This is a genomic window from Nonomuraea sp. NPDC050540, from assembly GCF_044457485.1.
Taxonomy (GTDB): Bacteria; Actinomycetota; Actinomycetes; order Streptosporangiales; family Streptosporangiaceae; genus Nonomuraea.
The window spans coordinates 216,881-238,016 of the sequence record NZ_JBITHA010000017.1 but is presented as its reverse complement, the minus strand read 5'-3'; the positions used below and the strand labels follow the sequence as shown (position 1 = coordinate 238,016).

The window sequence follows — 21,136 nt, the reverse complement described above, 5'->3', positions numbered from 1 at the left end:
CCGGGAAGGGCACGGCCGTACCGCCACCGGCCGTGCCCGCCCCGATCCGCGAGGCCGGGCCGCCCATGGGGGGAGCCGCGGATCAGAGTCCCTCGCGCAGGTTCGCCGCGAGGATCTTGGCCGCGCGCACCGTCGCCGCGTGACCGGTGCTGCGCGGGCTGTGGTGCACGACCAGGACCACGACGTTCGCCAGCCGGAAGGCGAACTGCGAGCGGTAGGGCCCGGACGCGCCGGTGGTCGAGTACTGGGTGAACATGAAGGACCCCTCGCCGACCTTCGGCCGGGAGTGGAGTTTGGTCCCCGGCGTGTGTTTCGGCGTGTCCTTCATGGATCTGACCATCTGCGCCTGATGGTCGCGGGCGAAGGCGAGCTTCTTGTACCGGATGACGGTGACTCCAAGGTACGTTCCGTCCGGACGCTCCCAGGCACAGGAGTTCACGTTCAGGAAGCGGCGCCTGGTCCCCGGCCCGAGCAGCTCGCGGACCTCGGCGGCGTCCAGCAGCTCGCAGGTGTCGACGTCGCGCGTGAACAGTTTCGGGGATGGAGCGGAGGACACGGACGGGCTTGCGGTCGTGGACGGGCCGGCGGTCGTGGTGGTGCGGCCGGGCGGGTTCCGGGTCACGATCACCACCGTGGCCGTGCCCGCCAGCGCCACCGCCAGCGCGGCGCCCAGGATGACGGGTTTACGGCGGCGCGGCGGCCTGGCCCGGCGGCGTCCCGCGCCGGTCGTGGGCGCGCCCCGGGCGGCGGCGTTCAGCCAGTCGGCGGCCTGGGCGGGCGAGCACCGGCGGGCCGGGTCCTTCTCCAGGAGCGCGGCCAGTACCGGGGCGAGCGACCCCGCTCTGCGCGCGGGCGGCGGCTCCTGCATGAGCACGGCGGCCATGGAGGCGGCCGGGTTCTGGCGGGCGAACGGCGCCGTGCCCTCCACCGCGGCGAAGAGGGTGGCCCCGAGCGACCACAGATCGGCGGGCGGGCCGTCGGCCTCGCCGCGCAGCCGCTCGGGAGCGATGTAGCCGGGCGAGCCGGTCAGCAGCCCGGTCTGGGTGAGCACGGCGTCACCGGCGACGCTCGCGATGCCGAAGTCGGTCAGCAGCACCCGTCCGTCGTCGGTGAGCATGACGTTGGCGGGTTTGACGTCGCGGTGCGCGATTCCCGAGGCGTGCGCGGCCGCGAGCGCCTCCAGGATGCGCGCGCCGATCCTGGCGACCTGCTGGGGCGGGAGCGGGCCGTGCTCGCGTACCGCCCGGTCGAGGGAACGGCCGCGCACCAGCTCCATGACGATCCACGGCCGGCCGCCGTCCAGGACGACGTCGTGCACGGTGACGATGGCCGGGTGCGAGCGCAGCCGCGCCGCCGCCCGCGCCTCGCGCAGCGTGCGTTCTCCCAGCTCGGCCCGTGCGGCGGCGTCGAGGTCGGGCGGCAGCCGTACTTCCTTGACAGCGACCTCCTGGCGCAGGAGTTCGTCCAGCGCCAGCCAGACGATCCCCATGCCGCCCTGGCCGAGCTGGGACAGCAGCCTGTAGCGGCCCGCGAGGAGTCCTGCGGATTCTGCGCCCGACATCCCCGTCTCCCGTCGCCCTGGAAAGTCCCGATATTAGGGATAAATGGGGTGAGGTACCGGGGTTTCGGTGATCAGCCGGGGCCTGTTCCCCGGTGTACGCCGGAGCGGGCGCGGCGCTCGCCGGCCCGGCTGACCGCCCGCGAGCACGAGGTCCTGCCGCTGCTCGGGCTCCGCGGCACCAGGCGACGGCCCGGGTCGGCCGGTGATCCGGGGACGATGCGCGCTCCGGACGATACTCAGCACTCCCAGAACCCTACGTGATCATCGACGGCCAGGCAGGTGGCCGCCGACCTGTGCCAAGGGCTCATCGCGTGCCGGACCGGCCGCCGCGCCCGTCTGGCTGGTTCGTCGCCGAACGCCATGAACTGGGCTATCCTCCCGATCCAACAGCTTTTCTGGTTATATGAACCGGTTTGGGGCCTCATGTCTACCCTTGTGCTTCTCCATGCCTTCGGCTCCAGCCGCCGCGCCTGGTCACCCCAGGTCGCCGAACTGTCCCGGCGGCACCGGGTGCTCACGCCCGACCTGCCCGGCCACCACTCCAGCCCCGGCCCGTTCTCCCTGGACGCCGCCGTGCGCTCGGTCCGCGAACTGCTGGCCGCCGAGGACCGGGTCCACCTCGTCGGGATCTCCGGATCGGTGAGCGTCGCCCTCCTGACGGCCCTGGCCGAACCGGAGAAGGTCGCGAGCCTCGTCCTGTCCGGCGGCGTAGCGGCCCCGACCGGCGGCGACGGCCTCCAGCGCACCGTCATGGGGCTGCTGCCGACCGGGATGATCGTGTCGATGATGAAGGGCATGTACTCCGGCGGCCGCCCCGAGCACACCGCGACCGCCGCCGAGGACCTGCGGGCGGCGGGTAAGGCGGCGCTGCTCACCGGGCTGCGCGAGCTGGGCGAACTCGACCTGCGGCCCAGGCTCGCCGAGATCAAGGCGCCCGCCCTGGTGCTCGTCGGCGAGAAGGACAAGGCCAACCTCGCGCCCGCCGAGGTCCTGGCCGCCGGACTCCCCCAGGCGGAACTGCGCGTGATCCCGGGCGCCGGGCACATCTGGAACCTCGAACAACCCGAGCTGTTCACCCGCCTTGTCGCCGGCTGGGCCGAGGCCCCACGGGGTTAGCCCACGGCCGCCGCCAGGCGTTCCAGCTCCAGGGCGACGCCGTCCTCGTCGATGGAGCCGATCACATGGTCCACGGCCGCCAGCACGTCGGCGTGCCCGTTGGCCATGCCGTACGACGTGCCCGCCCAGGCCAGCATGGGCAGGTCGTTCGGCATGTCACCGAACGCGATCACCTCCCCGGCCCCGATGCCCAGCCCCGCGGCGTACGACATCAGGGCCGAGGCCTTGCTCACCCCGGCGGCGATGGCCTCGATCAGGCGTGATCCGTTGGAGTGGTAGACGGTGACGATCGGGGCCAGCTCCGGCGCGGCCAGCGCGAGCAGCTCGTCGGCCGACAGCGTCGGGTGGCGGCCCAGCAGCTTGGGACCCGGCCTGCCGAACAGCTCGTGGTCGGCCATCCGCCGCGGCGTGATGCCGCGGTCCCAGTCCCACGGCTCGTACAGGTCGTCGGCGGCCAGCGTGCCGGCGTACTCGACCGCGATGCCGATGCCGGGGATGGCGGCGCGCAGCCGGGCGGCGGCCTCGCCCAGCACCTCGGGCGGGATGGCGTTCTCCTCGACGACCCGGCGGCCGCCCAGGTCGTAGACGAGCGCGCCGTTGGAGCAGATGGCCACGCCGTGATGGCCGAAGGCGGGGGCGATCTCGTGGATCAGCCGCGGCGGGCGGCCGGTGACGAACACGACGCGCGCGCCCAGCCGTTCCGCGGCGGCGAAGGCGGCCACCACGCGCGCGGACACCGTGCCGTCCTCGCGCACGACCGTGCCGTCGAGGTCGGTGGCGATGAGGCGGGGAAATCCCGGCAGAACGGTTCACCTCCATGGGGCCTGGCAGACAGCCAGACTGGCAGCGCCGGACAGCCGCCCGCAAGGTCAGCCCGCCCGGCGCCCACCGCCACCTCGACATGCACGCCGCCATCGGCCCGGCGCCCCTGTTGTCCCGGTGATCGCCTTCCGTAGGATGGCCGGGTGCGCGCTCGTGAGCTTCCCATCGCCCTGCAGGGCCGCCCCGGTCCCGCCAACGCCATCACCGACGTACCCGGTGTCCAGGTCGGCTACGTCACGCTGACCGAGGGTGCGGCCCGCACCGGGGTCACCGCCATCCTGCCCAGAGGCCGCGACGGAGTCGGCACGCCGTGCGCGGCCGGCGTCTACTCACTCAACGGCAACGGTGAGATGACCGGCGTGACGTGGATCGAGGAGAGCGGCGCGCTGACGCTGCCCGTCGCGATCACCAACACCCACGCCGTCGGCACCGTGCACCGCGGCGTCATCGACTGGGTCGTCGCCGCCCATCCCGCGCTCGGCGCCGAGTGGCTGCTGCCGGTCGTGGCCGAGACCTGGGACGGCTACCTCAACGACATCAACGGCCCCCACGTCCGCCCCGAGCACGCCGGCCAGGCCATCGAGTCGGCCGCCGGCGGGCCGGTCGCCGAAGGCAACACCGGCGGCGGCACCGGCATGAACTGCTACGGATTCAAGGGTGGCTCGGGCACCGCCTCACGCCTGGTCGAGCACGCCGCCGACACCTACACGGTCGGCGCGTTCGTCCAGGCCAACTTCGGCAGGCGATCCGAACTGACCGTGGCCGGGGTGCGCGTCGGGCAGGACCTTCTCGACGACAACCCCATGGAGGAGCGCGCGCGGGCACGGGCCGGCGCGGGCTCGGTGATCGTCGTGGTGGCCACGGACGCGCCGCTGCTGCCCGGCCAGTGCAAGGCGCTGGCGCGCCGGGTGCCGATGGGCCTGGCCAGGACCGGCACCACCGGCAGCCACTTCTCCGGCGACATCTTCCTGGCCTTCTCCACGGCCAACGAAGGGGCGCTGGCCAGCGGGTTCGCCGCCGGTGACGACTACGAGACGCTGCGGTTCGTGCCGTGGGGCCGCATGGACCCCTTCTACACGGCCGTCGTCGAGGCGGTGGAGGAGGCGGTGCTCAACGCGCTGACCGGCGCCGAGGAGAGCGTCGGCCGCGACGGCCACCGCTCCCCCGCCCTGCCACTCGACCGCCTGACGGAACTACTCTCCCGCTGAGGTCACTCCCGGGCGACGACCGCGCCGCCTCAGGGGTCACGGATTTTCCCGCCGCGGGGTACGGCGGCGCCGCCGTACCCCTGTCAGGGCTCGCTCAGTACGCGGCCGGGATCGCGCGCGGCACGCGCGGCATGCCCCACAGGCGGTTCTCCTCGCGCAGCGTGCGCAGGCGCTCCACCTCGGCGCTCCACTCGGCGCCGGCGGGCGTGGCCTTGGCCTTGCGGCGGGCGATGCGGTCGTCGTAGGCCTTGACGCCGAACGTGGCCCGCTGGCCCGCCTCCGCGCCGCGCAGCGCCTCGGTCAGCGCCTTGTCGAAGATGCGGCCCGCGGCCAGCAGCTCGATGTCGTCGACGTCGGCGGCCCGAAGCTCACGCACGGTCAGCTCGGCCTCGCGGGCCTTGGCCAGCAGCTCCGGGAAGGTCTTGGAGATCTCGATGTCCGCGTGGTAGCGCACCTCGGCCTCGCGGCTCACCCGGGGACGGAAAAACGCCATCGACTCTGCCTTTCTCAACGCTGCGTATCAGGCGTAGCGTACGCCGTCGCGGGACACGGGCCGTAATCGGACCCGCCCCGGCGCCTTTACATAGTAGATTTCTTACATGCCCGCGAAGCGACCGCCCGTACCCCTGTCCCGCGAGCGCATCATCGACGCCGCGCTGCACATCGCCGACAGCCAGGGCCTGCGCAGGCTGACCATGCGCCGCCTCGGCGACGCGCTGGAGGTGGAGGCCATGGCCATCTACCACCACCTTCCCCGGGGCAAGGACGCGCTGATGGACGCCCTGGCCGAGCACGTCACCGCCGTCCGGGTCGAGGCGGCTTCGAGCTGGCAGGAGACGGCCAAGGCCTGGTGCAGGGCCGGGCGCGAGGCGTTGCGCGACCATCCCGGCGTGCTCGCCCTCGCCCTGACCAAGCCGCCCAAGGGCGCCACCACGGTCTCGATCAGAGACCAGACCGAGCAGCTCGCCGACGCCGGCCTGCCCGCCGCCGCCGAGGCCGTGCGCACCATGCGCGCCTTCGTCTTCGGCAGCGTCGCGGTCGAGGTCCAGCAGTCCGGCTGGGCCGATCCCGAGGTCGACACCTGGACCCGCCGCGACGAGCGAGCCGACGCCGACTTCGAGCGCGGCCTCGACGCCCTCATCAAAGGACTGCAAATTTAGTCGGCGTGTCGCGCTTGGACCGTTATCCTGCTTAAGACACGCTGTGTCGTAGGTCACAGACTCACCCGGGGCACCCTCCACTAACCGCCCGAACGGGCTATGTCGGTTTGTGTGACCCACGTCGCACACTTGCTAGAAACGAACAAGCCCGAGCCGCTCCCCGTCAGCTCAGTGCGACATGGGAGCCATCCACGAGATATCGGAGGCACGCCGATGTGCCCGCACGACCCGGTCTGCCCGTCTGCCGAGGCGCCCGACCGCGAGGCCGCACGAACCCTCGCCTGCCACCCCGAGCAGGGGTGGAGCCTCCTCTGCAACGGCGTCGTCCTGTTCGAGGACACCGGGGAGCTCCTGCCCGGCGGCATCGTCATCGCACCGCACCGCCCCGCCGTGGGCGCCGCCTGACCTACGCGTAACGCACGATCCAGCGGGCGACGATCTCGCCCACCTTCTCGGGGTCCTTCTTCAGATCATGTCCCTCCCCCGGCAGGACGACCAGCTCAGCGGCGTCTGCCGGGTCCGGCACCCCGAACGGGTCCCGGTCCCCGTTGACCACGAGCACGTCGACGCCCGCCTCGCGCAGCTCCCCCGCCCTGGAACGTTCCGGCCTCCCCGGCGGATGCAACGGAAACGCCAGCGCCACCACGGCCGCGGCGCCCGCCCTCCGCGCCGTACGGCAGGCCACCCGGGCCCCGTTGCTCCGCCCGCCCTGCACCAGCGGCAGGCCGGGAAAACGCGCGGCCAGCGCCGCCACGACGACCTCCCACGCCTCGTCCTGCCGCTCGGGCGAACCCGGCGCCCTGGCCCCCGCCAGCCGGAACGGCTGCGTCACCCTGGCCACGCCGACGCCGGCGGCCAGCGCGTGCTCGCGCACCGCCAGCAGGTCGGGCGCGTCCACCGTCCCCGCGGAGCCGTGCGTCAGCACCAGCAGCAGCTTCGGCCGCCGGACCTCGTCGAGGTCGACCCGCGCGAGACCGCGCGCAGTGGTGATCTCCATGGCGCCAACGGTACTCGGGGAGGAGGCGCGACCTGGCTCTCAGGTGGGATGACGGCGCGCCGCCGGGAGGGGACAATCTCGGTATGGCAGACATGCGTCCTCTCCGCGACGAACTGCAGGCGACTCTCGACGCCCGGCGCGATCTCGGTCCCGAATATGAGCAGGCGTTGGTGGAATCGTTCGTGGAGCGGCTGGACGCCACGATCGCCGCCCGGGTGCGCGCCGAGCTCGACACCCACGGCCCCAGACCCGGCAAGAACCACAAGTCGAGCACCTCGTCGCTGATCCCCATCGCGCTCGGCTCCCTCGCCCTCGGCATCCCGCTCACGGCCATCGCCGCCTCGGCGGCCGGTCCGGCGGGCCTGGTCATGGCGTGGCTGGCGATCATCATGGTGAACGTCGTGGCGGCCGTCGCCATCATGCGCGGCCGCTGACCGCACACCGCTCCGCCACGGGTACGAGGGCTCCGTGGCCCGCGGTGGACAGCCGGGCGGTCAGCCGTCGCGGTCGAGGCGCAGGCGGACCTCTTCCGCCAGCGCCTGGTCGGCGTGGTTGAGGCCATAGCTCCAGACCCGCTCCGCGTCGTCGGCGCGCCCGCGCAGCGGCAGCGTGCGCGCCAGCAGTTCGATGGCCAGCGCGCTGGTGCCCGGCTCGTCGCCGTCCTCCACCGCGCCCGCGAACTCCGCGCAGGCCAGCTCCAGGTGGGCGATCCCCAGCTGCACCCGCAGCCTGGCCACCTCCGCGGCCGGGGCGTCGTGCAGGGCGGCCATGAGCACGTCCGCGGCCTCACCCGGCTCGCCCTGAAGCAGCAGCAGGTCACCGAGCTGCTGGGCGGCCCGCGCGCCGAGGTGCGGGTCTCCGGCGCCGATCGCCGCGCGCAGCTCCTCCTCCGCCGCCTCCAGGTCGTCCCGCTGTACGGCCAGCCTGGCCAGCCCCAGCCGCGCCAGCGCCACGTACTCGGGGGCGCCCATGCCGAGCACCGCCTGCCAGGCGCCTCTGGCCTGCTCCGGCCGGTTCTCGCGCTCGAAGCCCTGGGCCAGGTGGCAGGCGGCCTGCGCGCCGTACTCGGGATGGCCGGTCGACAGCGCCACCCGCGCGGCCGCCCGCGCGCCCTCGGCGTCGCCCCGTTGCTCCAGCACCACCGCCAGCCCCACCGCGGCCTGCGCCCGGTCGGGCCCCGCCGGGTCGGCGGCCAGCTCGGACAGGATGGCCGCCGCCGCATCGAGATCACCGCCCTCGGCCAGCCTCCTGGCGTGTTCCAGCGGGGACGCGTCGACGTCTGGGGGTGTCAAGGAGGCTCCTTCTGAACGTTGATCGCCCCGAGCCTAACGACTCGGAGCGATCACGTCTCGCAACTCGGCCTGTCCTCATCTATCCCTGATGGACACGCTCTTGTTGCCTGCCGCCGTGACGAACGTCCAGGGCGGCCCGTGACATACACCACGACCGTCCCGGCCGGCATCGGACGTCAGCAGCCCCGGGCGCCGAACGCCAGGAACTGGGTGACCTCACGCTGGTCGAAGTTGTCGTCGCTGCCGATCACCAGCGTGCACTCGCCGGTGGCCAGGCGCGGCCCCCACGCCAGGCTCTCCAGGTTCTGGACCGGCGACCTGACGTTCTCCAGGTCCATGACGAGCCGCTTGGAGACGGGCCGGTAGGGGCGCCCGGTCGCCAGGCTGTCACGGGCCTGGACGTCGGTGGCCCGGCGCAGGTCGATCTCGTAGAGCTTGACCTTGTAGTCCACGCCCTCGATCCAGGAGCGCTCCAGCGCGAGGTAGCGGTGGTCGTCGAGGGCGAGGATCTCCGACACGCCGCTGTCGGTGACGCCGTCCGGCGGGATCGGGGCGGCGGGCAGACGGTCGATCGGGTAGGCGTACTGCCCGCGCAGCCGGCCGTCGCGGCCCCACACCGTGATCCGGGCCGGGGCGCCGGACTCTACGGTGGGCGGCTCGCCGTCCTCATAGCGGGGGCCCTCCACGATGGCGGCGATCGTGGTCGGCGCGAACGTCAGCCCCTCGAACCCGAAGTTGCGCCGCGGGCCGCTGGTCGTGCCGGTGACCTTCAGGTTGCCCGGCAGCGGAAGCTCGCCCAGATGACGCCCGTCGCGCCCGGCCCAGCGGACGAACAGGCCGGACAGCGGGATGGCGGGGTTGTGCGCGTCCGGCCGGTCGCCCTCGTGGCCCCAGAGCAGGTTGCGGCTCCACCGGTCGAAGCGGATCGTCTCCGGGTCGGCGTCCCCGGGCTTGCCGTACCCGGGATAGGGGGTCCCGTCGGGGCGCAGGAGCGTGGTGGCGCCGGTCAGCCGCACCCCGGTGAACGCGCCGGTGCGCCGGTCGATGTCGAGGGCGCCGGTGTAGAAGCGGGCGGGGTTGTAGCGCCAGCGGTCGTCGGAGATGAAGTACCAGGTGCCGGTCCGCGGGTCGCGGTCGATGCCGGACAGACCGCCGACCACCGTGCCCTCGAACTCCATCTTGTGCGGAAGGCGCTGCTCACCGAGAAAACGGGTGATTCTGAGCTCCTGCCGCGGGTCGGAGGCGGCGCTCGACGGCGGGGTGGCGACGAGTTGCGCGCCGACCGCCAGCGCCAGAGCCAGGGCGGCCTTCACCGATCTTCCCCGAAGGATCATTCACTTCTCCACGGCTTGGAAACGGGCCCCGTCGGGGCCTGAGCAAGCACATGAGAGCGTGGATCAAGAGGAAAGTCATGAGGACATGCCGCTGCCCCGGCAGCCTTTACCGTCGGCTCCCGGGCCCGGACCGTCGAAGGCCCCGGGAAGGCACAAAGCGCTTCCCGGGGCCTTCGTCAACCTCAGTCCTCGTACGCCTCCAGCGGCGGGCAGGCGCAGACCAGGTTGCGGTCACCGTAGGCCTGGTCGATACGGCGCACCGGCACCCAGTACTTGCCGTCGCGCAGCGAGCTGAGCGGGTAGGCGGCCTCGGCGCGGGTGTAGGGGTGCGCCCAGGTGTCGGAGGTGGCCGCCTCGGCGGTGTGCGGGGCGTTGCGCAGCGGGTTGTCGTCCTTGTCGTAGGCGCCCGAGGCCACCTTGGCGATCTCGCCGCGGATGGCGACCATGGCGTCGGCGAAGCGGTCGAGCTCGGCCAGGTCCTCACTCTCGGTCGGCTCGATCATCAGCGTGCCCGCCACCGGGAAGGACATTGTGGGCGCGTGGAAGCCGTAGTCGATGAGGCGCTTGGCCACGTCGTCGACGGTGACGCCGGTCTCCTTGGTGATCTGGCGCAGGTCGATGATGCACTCGTGGGCGACCAGGCCGCCGCGGCCGGTGTAGAGGACCGGGTAGTGCGGGGCCAGGCGGCGGGCCAGGTAGTTGGCCGACAGGATGGCCTGCTCGGTGGCGGCCTTGAGGCCCTCGCCGCCCATCATCCTGATGTAGGCCCAGGAGATGGGCAGGATGCCGGCGGAGCCGTACGGGGCGGCCGAGACCGCGCCGACCGGCGAGCCGGGACGCAGCGCGTGACCGGGCAGGTAGGCGGCCAGGTGCGCGCGGACCGCGACCGGGCCGACGCCGGGACCGCCGCCGCCGTGCGGGATGCAGAAGGTCTTGTGCAGGTTGAGGTGGGAGACGTCGGCGCCGAACTCGCCCGGCTTGGCCAGGCCGACGAGGGCGTTGAGGTTGGCGCCGTCGACGTAGACCTGGCCGCCGGCCTCGTGGACCTTGGCGCAGATCTCGGTGATCGTCTCCTCGTACACGCCGTGCGTGGACGGGTAGGTGACCATGATCGCGGCCAGCGTGTCGCGGTGCTTGGCGATCTTGGCGTCGAGGTCGGCGAGGTCGATGTTGCCCTCGTCGTCGCAGGCGACCACGACGACGCGCATGCCGGCCATGACGGCGCTGGCGGCGTTGGTGCCGTGGGCGGAGGACGGGATGAGGCAGACCTCGCGGCCCGTGTCGCCGCCCGCCTGGTGGTAGGCGCGGATGGCCAGCAGCCCGGCGAACTCGCCCTGGGAGCCGGCGTTGGGCTGGATGGAGACGGCGTCGTAGCCGGTCACCTCGGCCAGCCAGGACTCCAGCGTGCCGATCAGCTCCAGGTAGCCCTCGGTCTGCTCGGCCGGGGCGTAGGGGTGCACGGCCGCGAACTCGGGCCAGGTGATCGGCTCCATCTCGGTGGTCGCGTTGAGCTTCATCGTGCACGAGCCCAGCGGGATCATCGAACGGTCGAGGGCGATGTCCTTGTCCTGCAGCTTGCGCAGGTAGCGCAGCATGGCGGTCTCGGAGCGGTGGCTGTGGAAGACCGGGTGGGACAGGTAGTCGTCCTCGCGGGCGAGCGAGGCGGGCAGCGCGTCGTCACCGGCCAGGTCGCTGAGCCCGGCGGAGACGCCGAAGGCGGCGGCGACCTGCTCCAGGTGGGCGAGCTCGGTCTTCTCGTCGCAGGAGACCGAGACGTGGTCGGCGTCGACCTGCCAGAGGTTGACGCCGCGGGCGGCGGCCTCGGCGACGACCCGGGCGGCCCTGCCGGGCACGCGGGCGGTCACGGTGTCGAAGAACTCGCCGTGCACGACCTCCACGCGGCCCGCGCGCAGCACCTCGGCGAGCGTCACGGCGTGCGCGTGGGTACGGCGGGCGATCCGCCGCAGGCCCTCGGGCCCGTGGTAGACCGCGTACATGCCGGCGATGACGGCCAGCAGCACCTGGGCGGTGCAGATGTTGGAGGTGGCCTTCTCACGGCGGATGTGCTGCTCGCGGGTCTGCAGGGCCAGGCGGTAGGCGGGCGCGCCGTCGGCGTCCACGGAGACTCCGACCAGGCGGCCGGGCATCTGCCGCTGCAACCCCTCGCGCACGGACATGTACGCGGCGTGCGGCCCGCCGAACCCGAAGGGCACGCCGAAGCGCTGGGAGGAGCCGATCGCGATGTCGGCGCCGAGCGCGCCGGGCGCGGCGATGAGCGTGAGGGCGAGCAGGTCGGCGGCGGCGACCACGAGGGCGCCGGCGCCGTGCGCGCGCTCGGCCAGCGCGCGGAAGTCGCGCACACGGCCGGAGGCGCCCGGGTACTGCACCAGCACGCCGAAACACTCGGGCAGCTCGCCGTCGAGGTCGGAGGAGACGAGCTCGATGCCCAGCGGCTCGGCGCGGGTGGCCAGCACGGCCTTGGTCTGCGGGAGGGCGTCGGCGTCGACGACGAAGACGTGGCTCTTGGACTTGCCGGCCCGGCGGGCCAGGGTCATCGCCTCGGCGGCGGCCGTGCCCTCGTCCAGGAGGGAGGCGCCGGCCACGTCGAGGCCGGTGAGGTCGGAGACGACCGTCTGGAAGTTGAGCAGCGCCTCGAGGCGGCCCTGCGAGATCTCGGGCTGGTAGGGCGTGTACGCGGTGTACCAGCCGGGGTTCTCCAGCAGGTTGCGGCGGATCACCGCGGGCGTGATCGTGTCGTGGTAGCCCAGGCCGATCATCGAGGTGAGCACGCGGTTGCGGCCGGCCAGCTCGCGCAGCTCGGCGATGACCTCGCTCTCGCCGGCCGCCGGGGGCAGCTTCAGCTGGTCCTTGGCCCTGATGGCCTCGGGTACCGCCACCGCCACCAGGTCGGAGACCGACTCGAAGCCGACGGCCTCCAGCATCCGCTGCTGCTCGTCGGCCGAGGGCCCGATGTGGCGGGTGGAGAACGGAGGTGCTGTCAGGTCGGTCATGAGGGTGCCCTCCCGAGGCGATGGAGACCGGCGCCGGGGCGCGGTGGCCGGGTCTCCCCCTCTGTCATGGGACCTGAGAGCTTCACCCCGCGGGCGGGGCTTGCACCGTCGGTGAGGCGCGCCTGGCTGGCGTGCCTGCTTTCCAGAGTTGCCTCACCCGAGCGGTACCGGTTGCCTGAGAGATTCCGGGGAGGGTTGCTCCTTCGGCGCCCCGACTCAGGGTCGGGGACTCTCCCGCACGGGGTCGTCAGCCTTCGGGTCCTAGATTACTACGCCGGGCCGCGTCAGGCGTTCCGGCACGCTCGGCTATCCGATCTTGCGCGCGCGCCGCCGCTGCGCCAGCTCGTCCGCGGGGTGGTCGGCCGGGTCGTCACCGGCCGCGGCTCGTTCCCCCGGCAGCTCCGCGAGCGACCCCTCGACTTCCCGCCAGACTTTGCCCAGCGCGATCCCGAACACGCCCTGACCGCCCTGCAACAGGTCGATGACCTCGTCGGCCGAGGTGCACTCGTAGACGCTGACGCCGTCGCTCATGAGCGTGATCTGCGCGAGGTCGGCCACGCCTCGATCACGCAGATGCTGGACGGCGGTGCGGATCTGCTGGAGCGAGACTCCGGTGTCCAGCAGCCGCTTGACGACCTTGAGCACCAGGATGTCGCGGAAGCTGTACAGGCGCTGCGAGCCGGAGCCCTGGGCGGCCCTTATCGTGGGCTCGACCAGGCCGGTTCTGGCCCAGTAGTCCAGCTGCCTGTAGGTGATGCCGGCCGCCGAGCAGGCCGTCGGGCCCCGGTAGCCGATGTCACCCGGAAGTGTCGCGGGGGCGTCGTCGAAGAGCAGGCCCTGCTCTCCGGCACGCTGCCGCGCGCTCTCGCGCCGCACCGGATCTTCCTGGCCGGCCGTCTTTCCCTCGCCGCTGCTGACCGCCACGCGGACCTCCGGCTTTCTCTCATCCCGCGGCCTGATCTGGGGGTTCGCAACGCGCGACCACGGGTTTCACTTGCACCGTAGGACCGTGACCAAGCGCAGTCAACGATCCGGCTCGGCGCGTCGTGAAGCGTAAATGCACTGAAATACCTACCCCGCCCTGCCGAAGTCCTCGGGCGTGATCGTGTCAAGGAACTCCCTGAACTTCTCCACCTCGTCCTCCTGGTCGTCAGGGATGATCACACCGGCTTCCTGCACGACCTCCTCGCTGGCGAAGATCCGGGCACCGGTGCGCAGGGCGAGCGCGATGGAGTCGGACGGCCTGGCGCTCACTTCGACGCCGTTGGAGAAGACCAGATCGGCGAAGAAGATGCCGTCACGCAGCGCGACGATGTTGACCGCGCGCAGGCCGACGCCGAGCGCGCTGAGCACGTCGCGGAACAGGTCGTGCGTGAGGGGTCGCGGCGGCGGCTCCTCGGCCTGGGCCAGCGCGATGGCGGTCGCCTCGGTCATCCCAATCCAGATCGGCAGGAACCGCTCTCCGTGTGCCTCCTTGAGCAAGACGATCGGCTGATTTGTGGGCATTTCAACGCGAACGCCCACTACCTCCATCTGCAACACGGGCTGCTCCGTATCCGACACCTGACCGCTCTTATGCAATTCAACGTAACACCCGGCGGACACCTGAGGGCGCGCCGGTGGCCTCTTCATCGGCCCAGGACACTCCGCACGCCCGCGCGCAGCAGGGCCGCGTGCAGATCGAGCAGGTGTGCGGACAGCTCCCTGCCCACCTCGTCGGCCTCCCCGATCGCGCCGGGTCTGCGGCGTTTGAGTATGGGCGCGACGGTCTGCTCCACCAGCCCCGCCTCACGCTCGGCCGCGGCCTTGACCGCCCGCAGGTGCCGGGCGTGCAGGCCGAACCTGGCCAGGGCGCCGACGCTGCGCGCCACCTGGAGCGCGTCCTCGTCGTAGCGGCGCGCGACGGGGGCCAGCAGGCCGTAGTCCTCCAGCTCGGTGAGCGTCTCCTCGCTCAGCCCCGCCGCCTCCAGGAGCTCGGCGCGGCTGAGCCGCACCTCCGGGGTCTCCTGTACGGCGTGCGGCCGCCCGAACGACTCGGCCATCTTGTCCTTGATCACGCGCAGCGGGAGATAGTGATCACGCTGCTCGCGCAGGATGAAACGCAGCTGCTCCACGTGCAGATGCGTGAACTTGCGATAGCCGGACGGGCTGCGCTCGGGCTCGATGAGCCCCTCCCCCTCCAGAAAACGGATCTTGGAGATCGTCACGTCGGGGAACTCGGCGTGCAGCAGGCCGAGCACCTCCCCGATGCTCATGTGCGAGCGGGCCGCCTGAGAGGTCATCCCGCGACGGCGGTCCGCATCAGGAAGACCAGCCGGAACTTGCCGATCTGCACCTCGTCTCCGGAGTGCAGCGGCACCTCCTCGATGCGCTCGCGGTTGACGTAGGTGCCGTTGAGGCTGCCCACGTCGCGCACGGAGAACTGGCCGCCGTGGTGGCGGTAGAACTCCACGTGCCGGCGCGAGACCGTGATGTCGTCGAGGAAGATGTCGCTCTCGGGGTGGCGCCCGGTCGTGGTGAGGTCCTTGTCGAGCCGGAAGCGGCTGCCGGCGTTGGGACCTCTGGTGACCGTGAGCAGCGCGGTGCCCGGAGGCAGCTGCTCCACCAGGGCCCGCTCGGCGAGCATGAACTCACCGGTCTCCGCCTCGTACGCCTCGATTCCCGCGACCGAGATGGTCGAAGTGGTGTCCCCGGCGACCTCGGGTCTGGTCAGCGGTGACCCACAGCGGGAGCAGAAACGGGCATCCTCGGGGTTGGCGTGCCCGCACTGCGTGCAGTAGACGCTCGGCATCGATCGGCTCGGCCTCCTACCGCGAAGTCGCGGCAACGGTGCTCGGGGCGCGCCTCGCTTCGCTCTTCAAGTTTGCGAATGCCGCAACTTACGCTGATCAGCGACGAAGGTCAAGACGGACGCCTGACGACAGGTTTGGACGGTGACAAAGTTACCGCCGAGTCTGCCTCAAGGTCCATGCCGCCGCGCTGCCTTTCTGTCACGTTCCTGTTGCCTGCCGGGCGATCCGGCAGGTCATCCTCCCAGATGCCCGTCCAATGATCCACTCGAAGATCCGGCGTGTCACCCCCGGGAATCCCGTTCGATGATCCGGTACGCCACGTTCTGGTGGCCTGGCCGGCTCACGTTCCCGAGGCCTGTTCCACGATGCGGGCCCAGCGTTCCAGGAGCGCCTGTGCCGAGTCGGCGTCGGCGGCCTCGGCCCAGACGTCCGTGACGGGCTCGGTGGCGGCCGGGAGGATGAGCGCCCAGCTGCCGTCGCCGGCGGCCAGCCGTACACCGTCGGTGGTGTCGACGCGGAAGCCCTCGCCCGCCGCTTCCGCGGCCTCGATGACCGAGCGCATCACCGCGCCCTTGGCCGCCCACGGGGTGGGGACGCTGCGCTTGAGCAGGCTCGCCTCGGGGATGCGGGCGTCGATCTGGCTGAGCGACAGGCGCGTGCGGGCGACCAGGCCGAGCAGGCGCATGAAGGCGGCCAGGCCGTCCACGGCGGGGCTGAACTCCGGCACGATGAAGCCGCCTCGGCCGTCCCCGGCGAAGACCAGGTCGTCGGCCGCGGCGGCGGAGGTGAGCGCGTCGGTGCCGGTGGAGGTCCACTCGACCTGCACGCCGTGGAAGCGGCAGACCTGCTCGGCGACGCGGGTGGTGGTGACGGGCAGGGCGACGCGCCCGCGGCGGCGCTCGGCGGCGACGAGGTCGAGCACGACGAGCAGGGCGCGTTCCTCGCCGATGAGCTGGCCCATCTCGTCGACCAGGGCGATGCGCTCGCCCATGGGGTCGAAGCGCACGCCGAAGGCGGCCCGCGAGGAGCTGACCAGCTCCGCCAGGCGCTGCAGGTCGCGGCGGCGCTCGGCGAGGGTCTCGGTGGGCGAGGCCTCGTCCAGGCGGGCGTTGACGGTCAGCACCTCGACGCCGACACGGCCGAGCAGCGTCGGCAGGACCAGTGTCGCGGTGCCGCCGGCGCAGTCGACGACGACCTTCATGTCGCGTACGCCGGTCATGTCCACGCAGGCCAGCAGCTCGTGGGCGTAGTCCTCGACGGCCCTGGCCGGGTAGCGCAGCTCGGCGATCTCGCCGGGGAACGCGCGGCGGAACTCCTGGCGGGAGTAGACGCGCTCCAGCTTGCGCTGGGCGGCGGGCGGCAGGTCGGAGCCGCGCTGGTCCATGAAGACGATGTCGACGCTCTGGGGGTCGCCCGCGGTGGTACGCAGGGCGATGCCGCCGGCGGCCGCCTCGCGGGAGGTGTGGAAGCGCGCCACGGGCAGCGGGGCGGCCTCGAGGTCCAGGACGTTGATGGCGCTGGCGGTCAGGGCGCCGATGACGGCCCGCTTGAGCGCTCTGGCCGCCAGTGAGGAGTCCCGGGCGGTGACGACCCGCTCGCCCTTCTTGAGCGTCGTGGCGTAGGCGCTGGCCAGCCGTACGCACAGCTCGGGGGTGATCTCGACGTTGACCAGGCCGCTGACGCCGCGGGGGCCGAACAGGCTGCGCTGGCCGCGCGACTCCCAGATGACGCTGGTGTTGACGACGGCGCCCGCCTCGATGGTCTTGAAGGGGTAGACGCGTACGCCGCTGGAGACGTAGGCCTCGGCCTCGATGACGCAGTCGTCGCCGATGACGGCGTTCTCCTCGACGCGGGCGCCGGTCATGAGGTCGGTGCCCTTGCCGATCACGCAGCCGCGCAGGTGGGCGCCGGGGCCGAGGTAGACGTTGTCGTGCAGGACGGCGCGGTGCAGGAAGGCGCCCTCGCGGACCAGCGCGTTGTTGCCGACGACGGTGAACTCGCGCAGTTCGGCGCCGGCCTCGATCTTGGCGTACTCGCCGATGAGCAGGGGGCCCTTCAGGACCGCGTCGGGGTCCACGGTGGCCGATTCGGCGACCCAGACGCCAGGGGAGCGTTCGAAGCCGCCGATGTCGAGCTGGACGCGTCCCGACAGGGCGTCGGCCTGGGCCTTGAGGTAGCTCTCGTGGGTGCCGACGTCCTCCCAGTAGCCCTCGGCGACGTAGCCGAAGAGCGGGGCGCCGCGCTTGAGCAGGCGGGGGAAGACGTCGGCCGACCAGTCGACCACCTCGCCGTCGGCGACCTCGTCGAGGACCTCGGGCTCCATGACGTAGACGCCGGTGTTGACGGTGTCGGAGAAGACCTGGCCCCACGTGGGTTTTTCGAGAAAGCGCTGGATGCGGCCGTGCTCATCGACGATGATGATCCCGAACTCGAGCGGGTTGGGCACGCGTTTCAAGCCGATGGTGACAAGCGCCGCATTCTCACGATGGAAACGGATCATGTCCGATAAATCGATATCCGTTAGGGCGTCGCCGGAGATGACCAGAAAGCGGTCGTCCCTGAGCTTGTCCGCGGCGTTCTTGACGCTGCCGGCGGTGCCGAGCGGGAGGTCCTCGGTGGCGTAGTTGAGGCTCATGCCGAGCTCGTCGCCGTCGCCGAAGTAGTTGCGCACGAGCGCGGCGAGAAACTGCACGGTCACGACGGTCTCGGTGAGGCCGTGCCGTTTGAGCAGCCGGAGCACGTGCTCCATGATCGGGCGGTTGACCACCGGCAGGAGAGGTTTGGGCTGGTTGGCGGTCATCGGTCGCAGCCGAGTACCCTCCCCGCCCGCCATCACGACCGCCTTCACCCGATCACTCCTTCTTGTCGGCCTTGATGAGCTGGCGCACCTGTACCACATACAACAGCCCGGCCCACCAGTACAGGCCCGTTCCCCAGATCGCGAAGGCCCAGCCGGTAATCCGGGCAATTTCCGCATACCACCCAGTGTGGGAGGCGAGGAAGAGGAGCGGGAAGGCGTACATCAGGTTGAACATGGCGGCTTTGCCCAGAAAATGCACCTGGAGTGCCCTGTAGCCGTGTTTGCGAAGGACGGGAGCGAAACTCGCGACGAAGAGTTCACGACCGAGGATGAGCACCACCAGCCACCAGGGGATGACCTCGCGCAACAGCAGGCCGATGATCGTGGCGAACACGTAGAGCTTGTCGGCGGCGGGGTCGATGATCCGGCCGAGGCGGCTGGTCTGGTTGAACGCGCGGGCGATCTTGCCGTCGAGCCAGTCGGTGAACCCGGCCACCATCAGCAGCGCGATGGCCCAGCCGTCCGCCTTGGGCCCGAGAACCAGCCAGAGGAACACGGGGACGCCAAGCAGGCGCAGGAAGCTCAGCAGGTTCGGAACTGTCCAGATCCGGTCCTCGGCGGAAGTTTCGCTCACGCTGCGACCCTACTGCGTTGGGTTGTCCTCCCACGCGATCACCTGCTGTTCATCCCCGGACTCCCCCATTTCCGCCCACTCCGCCCGCGGGCCCCGAGAGAGCGAACACGCGGTGCGGGGTCCCCGGGGCGGTCCCGAACGCCAGGGTTCGCGGAGGCGGGCCCGTCGCCGCGTGGGGGCAGGCGCCAGGGGCGGGTCCTGGGCCCGGGGTCTCGGTCGCGAGGGTGGGCACCTGGCGCGGGCAACCCTGGCTCTGGGAGCCACGGGCGGGGGTGCCGGAAAGCCCGGAGCTGGGGCAACAGGGCTGGGCGGGGGGCGTACCCCCGCAGAACGGCTATGGGCGGGCGGAGGTGAGGAAGGCTCGGATGAGGGCGGAGTCCTTCACGCCGCGCGCGACCTCCACGCCGCTGGAGACGTCCACGCCCCACGGCGCGGCGGCGGCCACCGCCGCGCGTACGTTCTGCGGTGTGAGACCGCCCGCCAGCAGCCAGCGGCCCGTCGGGCGGCCGCGTACGGCGGACCAGTCCCAGGGCTCGCCCGCGCCCGCCCGGGGAGCGTCGACCAGCAGCAGGTCCTCGTCGTAGGCCCCGCAGCGCAGATCGGCGTCGGCGGCCACGGCGCGCACCAGCGTGAGGCCCAGGTCCTTCAGGGCGGTGAAGTCGGAGTGCGGGTGCCGGCCGTGGAGCTGGATCGCCCGCACGCCCGCCGTCAGTGCCGCGGCTCTGACCGTGTCCGGGTCCTCGCCCTTGAAGACGCCCACGGTCAGGACGTGCGGGGGGACCAGGGCGGCGAGTTCGGCCGCGCGCTCGGGCGTGATGCGGCGCGGGCTGTTGGTGAGCACGAGGCCGATGGCGTCGGCGCCGGCCTCGACGGCGGTCCGCACGTGCTCTTCTTCGCTCAGGCCGCAGATCTTGACGTACACCCCTCCAGGCTACGGCAATCGTGAGAGAGCGCTCATGAACGCCTCATGAACGGGTAATCACGCTCCGCGACGATCGTGGTCGTGACAAGAACGATCTCCGCCCTCCTCCTCAGCGCCCTGGCCGTGACCGCCGTCGTGATCTTCACGCCGGGGCTCGGCACGCAGGGGAAGATCACGCTGGGCGTGTTCGCGGTGGCGACCGTTCTGTGGGTGATCGCCACGGTGGACGACACGCTCGTCGCCCTCGGGGCCGGGCTGGTGCTGGTGGTGTCGGGGGTGCTGCCCGCCGACGACTTCTTCGGGGCGCTCGGTGAGCCGACCGTGTGGCTGCTCATCTGCGCCTTCGTGATCGCCGCCGGGGTGTCGGCCTCGGGGCTGGCCGCGCGGGCGACCGCCTGGCTGGTCTCCCGGGCCTCGACGGTACGGCGGCTGGTGCACCTGACCACGGCGGCGCTGGTGGTGAGCGCGTTCGCGGTCCCGGCCACGTCGGGGCGGGCGGCGCTGGCGGTGCCGGTGTTCCTGGCGCTGGCCAAGGTGCTGGAGGGGCGGCGCCGGGTCGTGGTGGCGCTGGCGCTGGTCTTTCCCGCGGTCATCCTGCTCTCGGCGGTCGCCTCCCTCATCGGGGCGGGCGCGCATCTCATCACGGTCGAGATGTTGTTCCAGGCCACGGGCGAGCGGATCGGGTTCGCGCACTGGCTGCTGCTCGGGCTGCCGCTGGCCGTCGTCTCCTCGCACCTGTGCGCCGAGATCGTGCTGCTCATGATCACGCGGCGGGCCGACCGGCGCGAACCGGTGAGCGTCGACGCCGAGGCGGTCGGCGAGGCGACGGGCGTACCCGTCAGCGGGCCACTGGACGGGCCGCAGCGCCGTTCGGCCGTGCTGCTCTGCGTGGTGGTGGCGCTGTGGTGCGCCGAGCCACTGCACGGGGTCTCGCCCGCGGTCGTCGCGTTCGTCGGCGCGGTGCTCACCGCCACGCCGAAGGCCGGGACGATCACCATGAACAAGGCGCTGGCCACCGTGCCCTGGGCGATGCTCATGTTCATGGCCGCCACCATGGCCATGGGCGTGGCCATGACCACCTCGGGGGCGGCCGGCTGGCTGGCCGGCGGGTTGTTCGGCGTGCGGGTGCCGGCCTGGCAGTTCCTGGCCGCGGTGGTCGGGGTGAGCACGCTGGCGCACCTGCTGCTGCAGTCGCGCTCGGCGCGCTCCAGCGTGCTCGTCCCGCTCGTCATCACCGCCGCCGCCGGTCTCGGGGTCTCCCCCGCGGCGGCCGCGTTCGCCTCCACGGCCGCCGCGGGGTTCTGCCACACCCTTCCCGCCTCCGCCAAGCCCGTCGCGCTCTTCCACCGCATCGAGGAGGTCCCCACGTACGGCTCCCGCCACCTGCTGGCCCTGTCGGCGGTGCTCGCGCCGCTGACCGCCGGGCTCGTTCTGCTCTTCGCACTCATGGTGTGGCCGCTTCTCGGCCTGCCCTACTGAAGGATGAT

At 71.9% G+C, this 21,136-nt stretch carries 21 protein-coding genes and 1 riboswitch; of the genes, 7 read left to right on the top strand and 14 right to left on the bottom strand.

What is annotated here, in order from left to right; all coding sequences use genetic code 11:
- Positions 1-82: 82 nt before the first annotated feature.
- Positions 83-1,561, bottom strand: coding sequence for a serine/threonine-protein kinase (locus ACIBI5_RS42505; protein WP_397255671.1), 1,479 nt, complete (start codon positions 1,559-1,561; stop codon positions 83-85).
- Between the two features lie 423 nt (positions 1,562-1,984).
- Here ACIBI5_RS42505 and ACIBI5_RS42500 point away from each other — a divergent pair, with 423 nt between their 5' ends.
- Positions 1,985-2,677: an alpha/beta fold hydrolase gene (locus tag ACIBI5_RS42500; protein ID WP_397255669.1), complete on the top strand. Its 693-nt coding sequence runs from the start codon at positions 1,985-1,987 to the stop codon at positions 2,675-2,677.
- Here the strand turns inward: ACIBI5_RS42500 and ACIBI5_RS42495 are convergent.
- On the bottom strand, positions 2,674-3,459 hold the full coding sequence (locus ACIBI5_RS42495) for an HAD family hydrolase (RefSeq protein WP_397255748.1): 786 nt from the start codon (positions 3,457-3,459) through the stop codon (positions 2,674-2,676). The genes ACIBI5_RS42500 and ACIBI5_RS42495 overlap by 4 nt on opposite strands.
- A gap of 35 nt (positions 3,460-3,494) precedes the next feature.
- On the opposite strand from ACIBI5_RS42495, the gene ACIBI5_RS42490 reads away from it, so the two are divergent.
- Together ACIBI5_RS42490 and ACIBI5_RS42485 are read left to right on the top strand one after the other, a co-directional pair.
- Positions 3,495-3,620 carry a hypothetical protein gene (locus tag ACIBI5_RS42490; protein WP_397255667.1) on the top strand — a complete coding sequence of 42 codons (126 nt, stop codon included), beginning with the start codon at positions 3,495-3,497 and terminating at the stop codon, positions 3,618-3,620.
- 22 nt (positions 3,621-3,642) lie between these two features.
- Entirely contained in the window at positions 3,643-4,707 is a 1,065-nt protein-coding gene (locus ACIBI5_RS42485; protein WP_397255665.1) for a P1 family peptidase, read from the top strand.
- A 94-nt stretch (positions 4,708-4,801) separates the two neighbouring features.
- On the opposite strand, the gene ACIBI5_RS42480 is transcribed toward ACIBI5_RS42485, so the two are convergent.
- Positions 4,802-5,200, bottom strand: a complete 399-nt coding sequence (locus ACIBI5_RS42480) for a hypothetical protein (protein ID WP_397255663.1) — start codon at positions 5,198-5,200, stop codon at positions 4,802-4,804.
- Between the two features lie 106 nt (positions 5,201-5,306).
- Here ACIBI5_RS42480 and ACIBI5_RS42475 point away from each other — a divergent pair, with 106 nt between their 5' ends.
- Positions 5,307-5,867 carry a TetR/AcrR family transcriptional regulator C-terminal domain-containing protein gene (locus ACIBI5_RS42475; RefSeq protein WP_397255662.1) on the top strand — a complete coding sequence of 187 codons (561 nt, stop codon included), beginning with the start codon at positions 5,307-5,309 and terminating at the stop codon, positions 5,865-5,867.
- A 213-nt stretch (positions 5,868-6,080) separates the two neighbouring features.
- A complete protein-coding gene (locus tag ACIBI5_RS42470) occupies positions 6,081-6,272 on the top strand; it encodes a DUF5999 family protein (protein ID WP_184963175.1) in 192 nt (63 codons plus the stop codon).
- A gap of 1 nt (position 6,273) precedes the next feature.
- Here the strand turns inward: ACIBI5_RS42470 and ACIBI5_RS42465 are convergent, their stop codons facing one another.
- Entirely contained in the window at positions 6,274-6,864 is a 591-nt protein-coding gene (locus tag ACIBI5_RS42465; protein WP_397255660.1) for an alpha/beta family hydrolase, read from the bottom strand.
- 83 nt (positions 6,865-6,947) lie between these two features.
- Here ACIBI5_RS42465 and ACIBI5_RS42460 point away from each other — a divergent pair, with 83 nt between their 5' ends.
- On the top strand, positions 6,948-7,298 hold the full coding sequence (locus ACIBI5_RS42460; RefSeq protein ID WP_397255658.1) for a hypothetical protein: 351 nt from the start codon (positions 6,948-6,950) through the stop codon (positions 7,296-7,298).
- Positions 7,299-7,358: 60 nt separating this feature from the next.
- Here ACIBI5_RS42460 and ACIBI5_RS42455 read toward each other — a convergent pair whose 3' ends face one another.
- The 10 genes from ACIBI5_RS42455 to ACIBI5_RS42410 all read right to left on the bottom strand — a co-directional run bounded on the left by ACIBI5_RS42455 (position 7,359) and on the right by ACIBI5_RS42410 (position 19,649).
- Complete coding sequence (locus ACIBI5_RS42455) at positions 7,359-8,156, bottom strand: tetratricopeptide repeat protein (protein ID WP_397255657.1); 798 nt, start codon at positions 8,154-8,156, stop codon at positions 7,359-7,361.
- 176 nt (positions 8,157-8,332) lie between these two features.
- A complete protein-coding gene (locus ACIBI5_RS42450; protein ID WP_397255655.1) occupies positions 8,333-9,490 on the bottom strand; it encodes an esterase-like activity of phytase family protein in 1,158 nt (385 codons plus the stop codon).
- Between the two features lie 182 nt (positions 9,491-9,672).
- Positions 9,673-12,501: an aminomethyl-transferring glycine dehydrogenase gene (gcvP, locus tag ACIBI5_RS42445; RefSeq protein ID WP_397255653.1), complete on the bottom strand. Its 2,829-nt coding sequence runs from the start codon at positions 12,499-12,501 to the stop codon at positions 9,673-9,675.
- 152 nt (positions 12,502-12,653) lie between these two features.
- Positions 12,654-12,748: riboswitch (glycine riboswitch) on the bottom strand.
- Positions 12,749-12,807: 59 nt separating this feature from the next.
- A complete protein-coding gene (locus ACIBI5_RS42440) occupies positions 12,808-13,425 on the bottom strand; it encodes a MerR family transcriptional regulator (RefSeq protein ID WP_379623108.1) in 618 nt (205 codons plus the stop codon).
- Between the two features lie 147 nt (positions 13,426-13,572).
- Complete coding sequence (locus ACIBI5_RS42435; RefSeq protein ID WP_090771501.1) at positions 13,573-14,043, bottom strand: bifunctional nuclease family protein; 471 nt, start codon at positions 14,041-14,043, stop codon at positions 13,573-13,575.
- 86 nt (positions 14,044-14,129) lie between these two features.
- Positions 14,130-14,783, bottom strand: a complete 654-nt coding sequence (locus ACIBI5_RS42430; RefSeq protein WP_397255651.1) for a MerR family transcriptional regulator — start codon at positions 14,781-14,783, stop codon at positions 14,130-14,132.
- Positions 14,780-15,292 (bottom strand): FHA domain-containing protein, encoded by a 513-nt coding sequence (locus ACIBI5_RS42425; protein ID WP_397255649.1) that lies wholly within the window; start codon positions 15,290-15,292, stop codon positions 14,780-14,782. The genes ACIBI5_RS42430 and ACIBI5_RS42425 overlap by 4 nt, the downstream gene beginning before the upstream one ends.
- A gap of 341 nt (positions 15,293-15,633) precedes the next feature.
- On the bottom strand, positions 15,634-18,141 hold the full coding sequence (locus ACIBI5_RS42420) for a sugar phosphate nucleotidyltransferase (protein ID WP_397255647.1): 2,508 nt from the start codon (positions 18,139-18,141) through the stop codon (positions 15,634-15,636).
- A gap of 4 nt (positions 18,142-18,145) precedes the next feature.
- Complete coding sequence (locus tag ACIBI5_RS42415; protein WP_184963195.1) at positions 18,146-18,727, bottom strand: CDP-alcohol phosphatidyltransferase family protein; 582 nt, start codon at positions 18,725-18,727, stop codon at positions 18,146-18,148.
- A 334-nt stretch (positions 18,728-19,061) separates the two neighbouring features.
- Positions 19,062-19,649, bottom strand: a complete 588-nt coding sequence (locus ACIBI5_RS42410) for a phosphoribosylanthranilate isomerase (RefSeq protein ID WP_397255645.1) — start codon at positions 19,647-19,649, stop codon at positions 19,062-19,064.
- An 81-nt stretch (positions 19,650-19,730) separates the two neighbouring features.
- Here ACIBI5_RS42410 and ACIBI5_RS42405 point away from each other — a divergent pair, with 81 nt between their 5' ends.
- Positions 19,731-21,128, top strand: a complete 1,398-nt coding sequence (locus tag ACIBI5_RS42405) for an SLC13 family permease (RefSeq protein WP_397255643.1) — start codon at positions 19,731-19,733, stop codon at positions 21,126-21,128.
- The last annotated feature ends 8 nt before the right edge of the window (positions 21,129-21,136 follow it).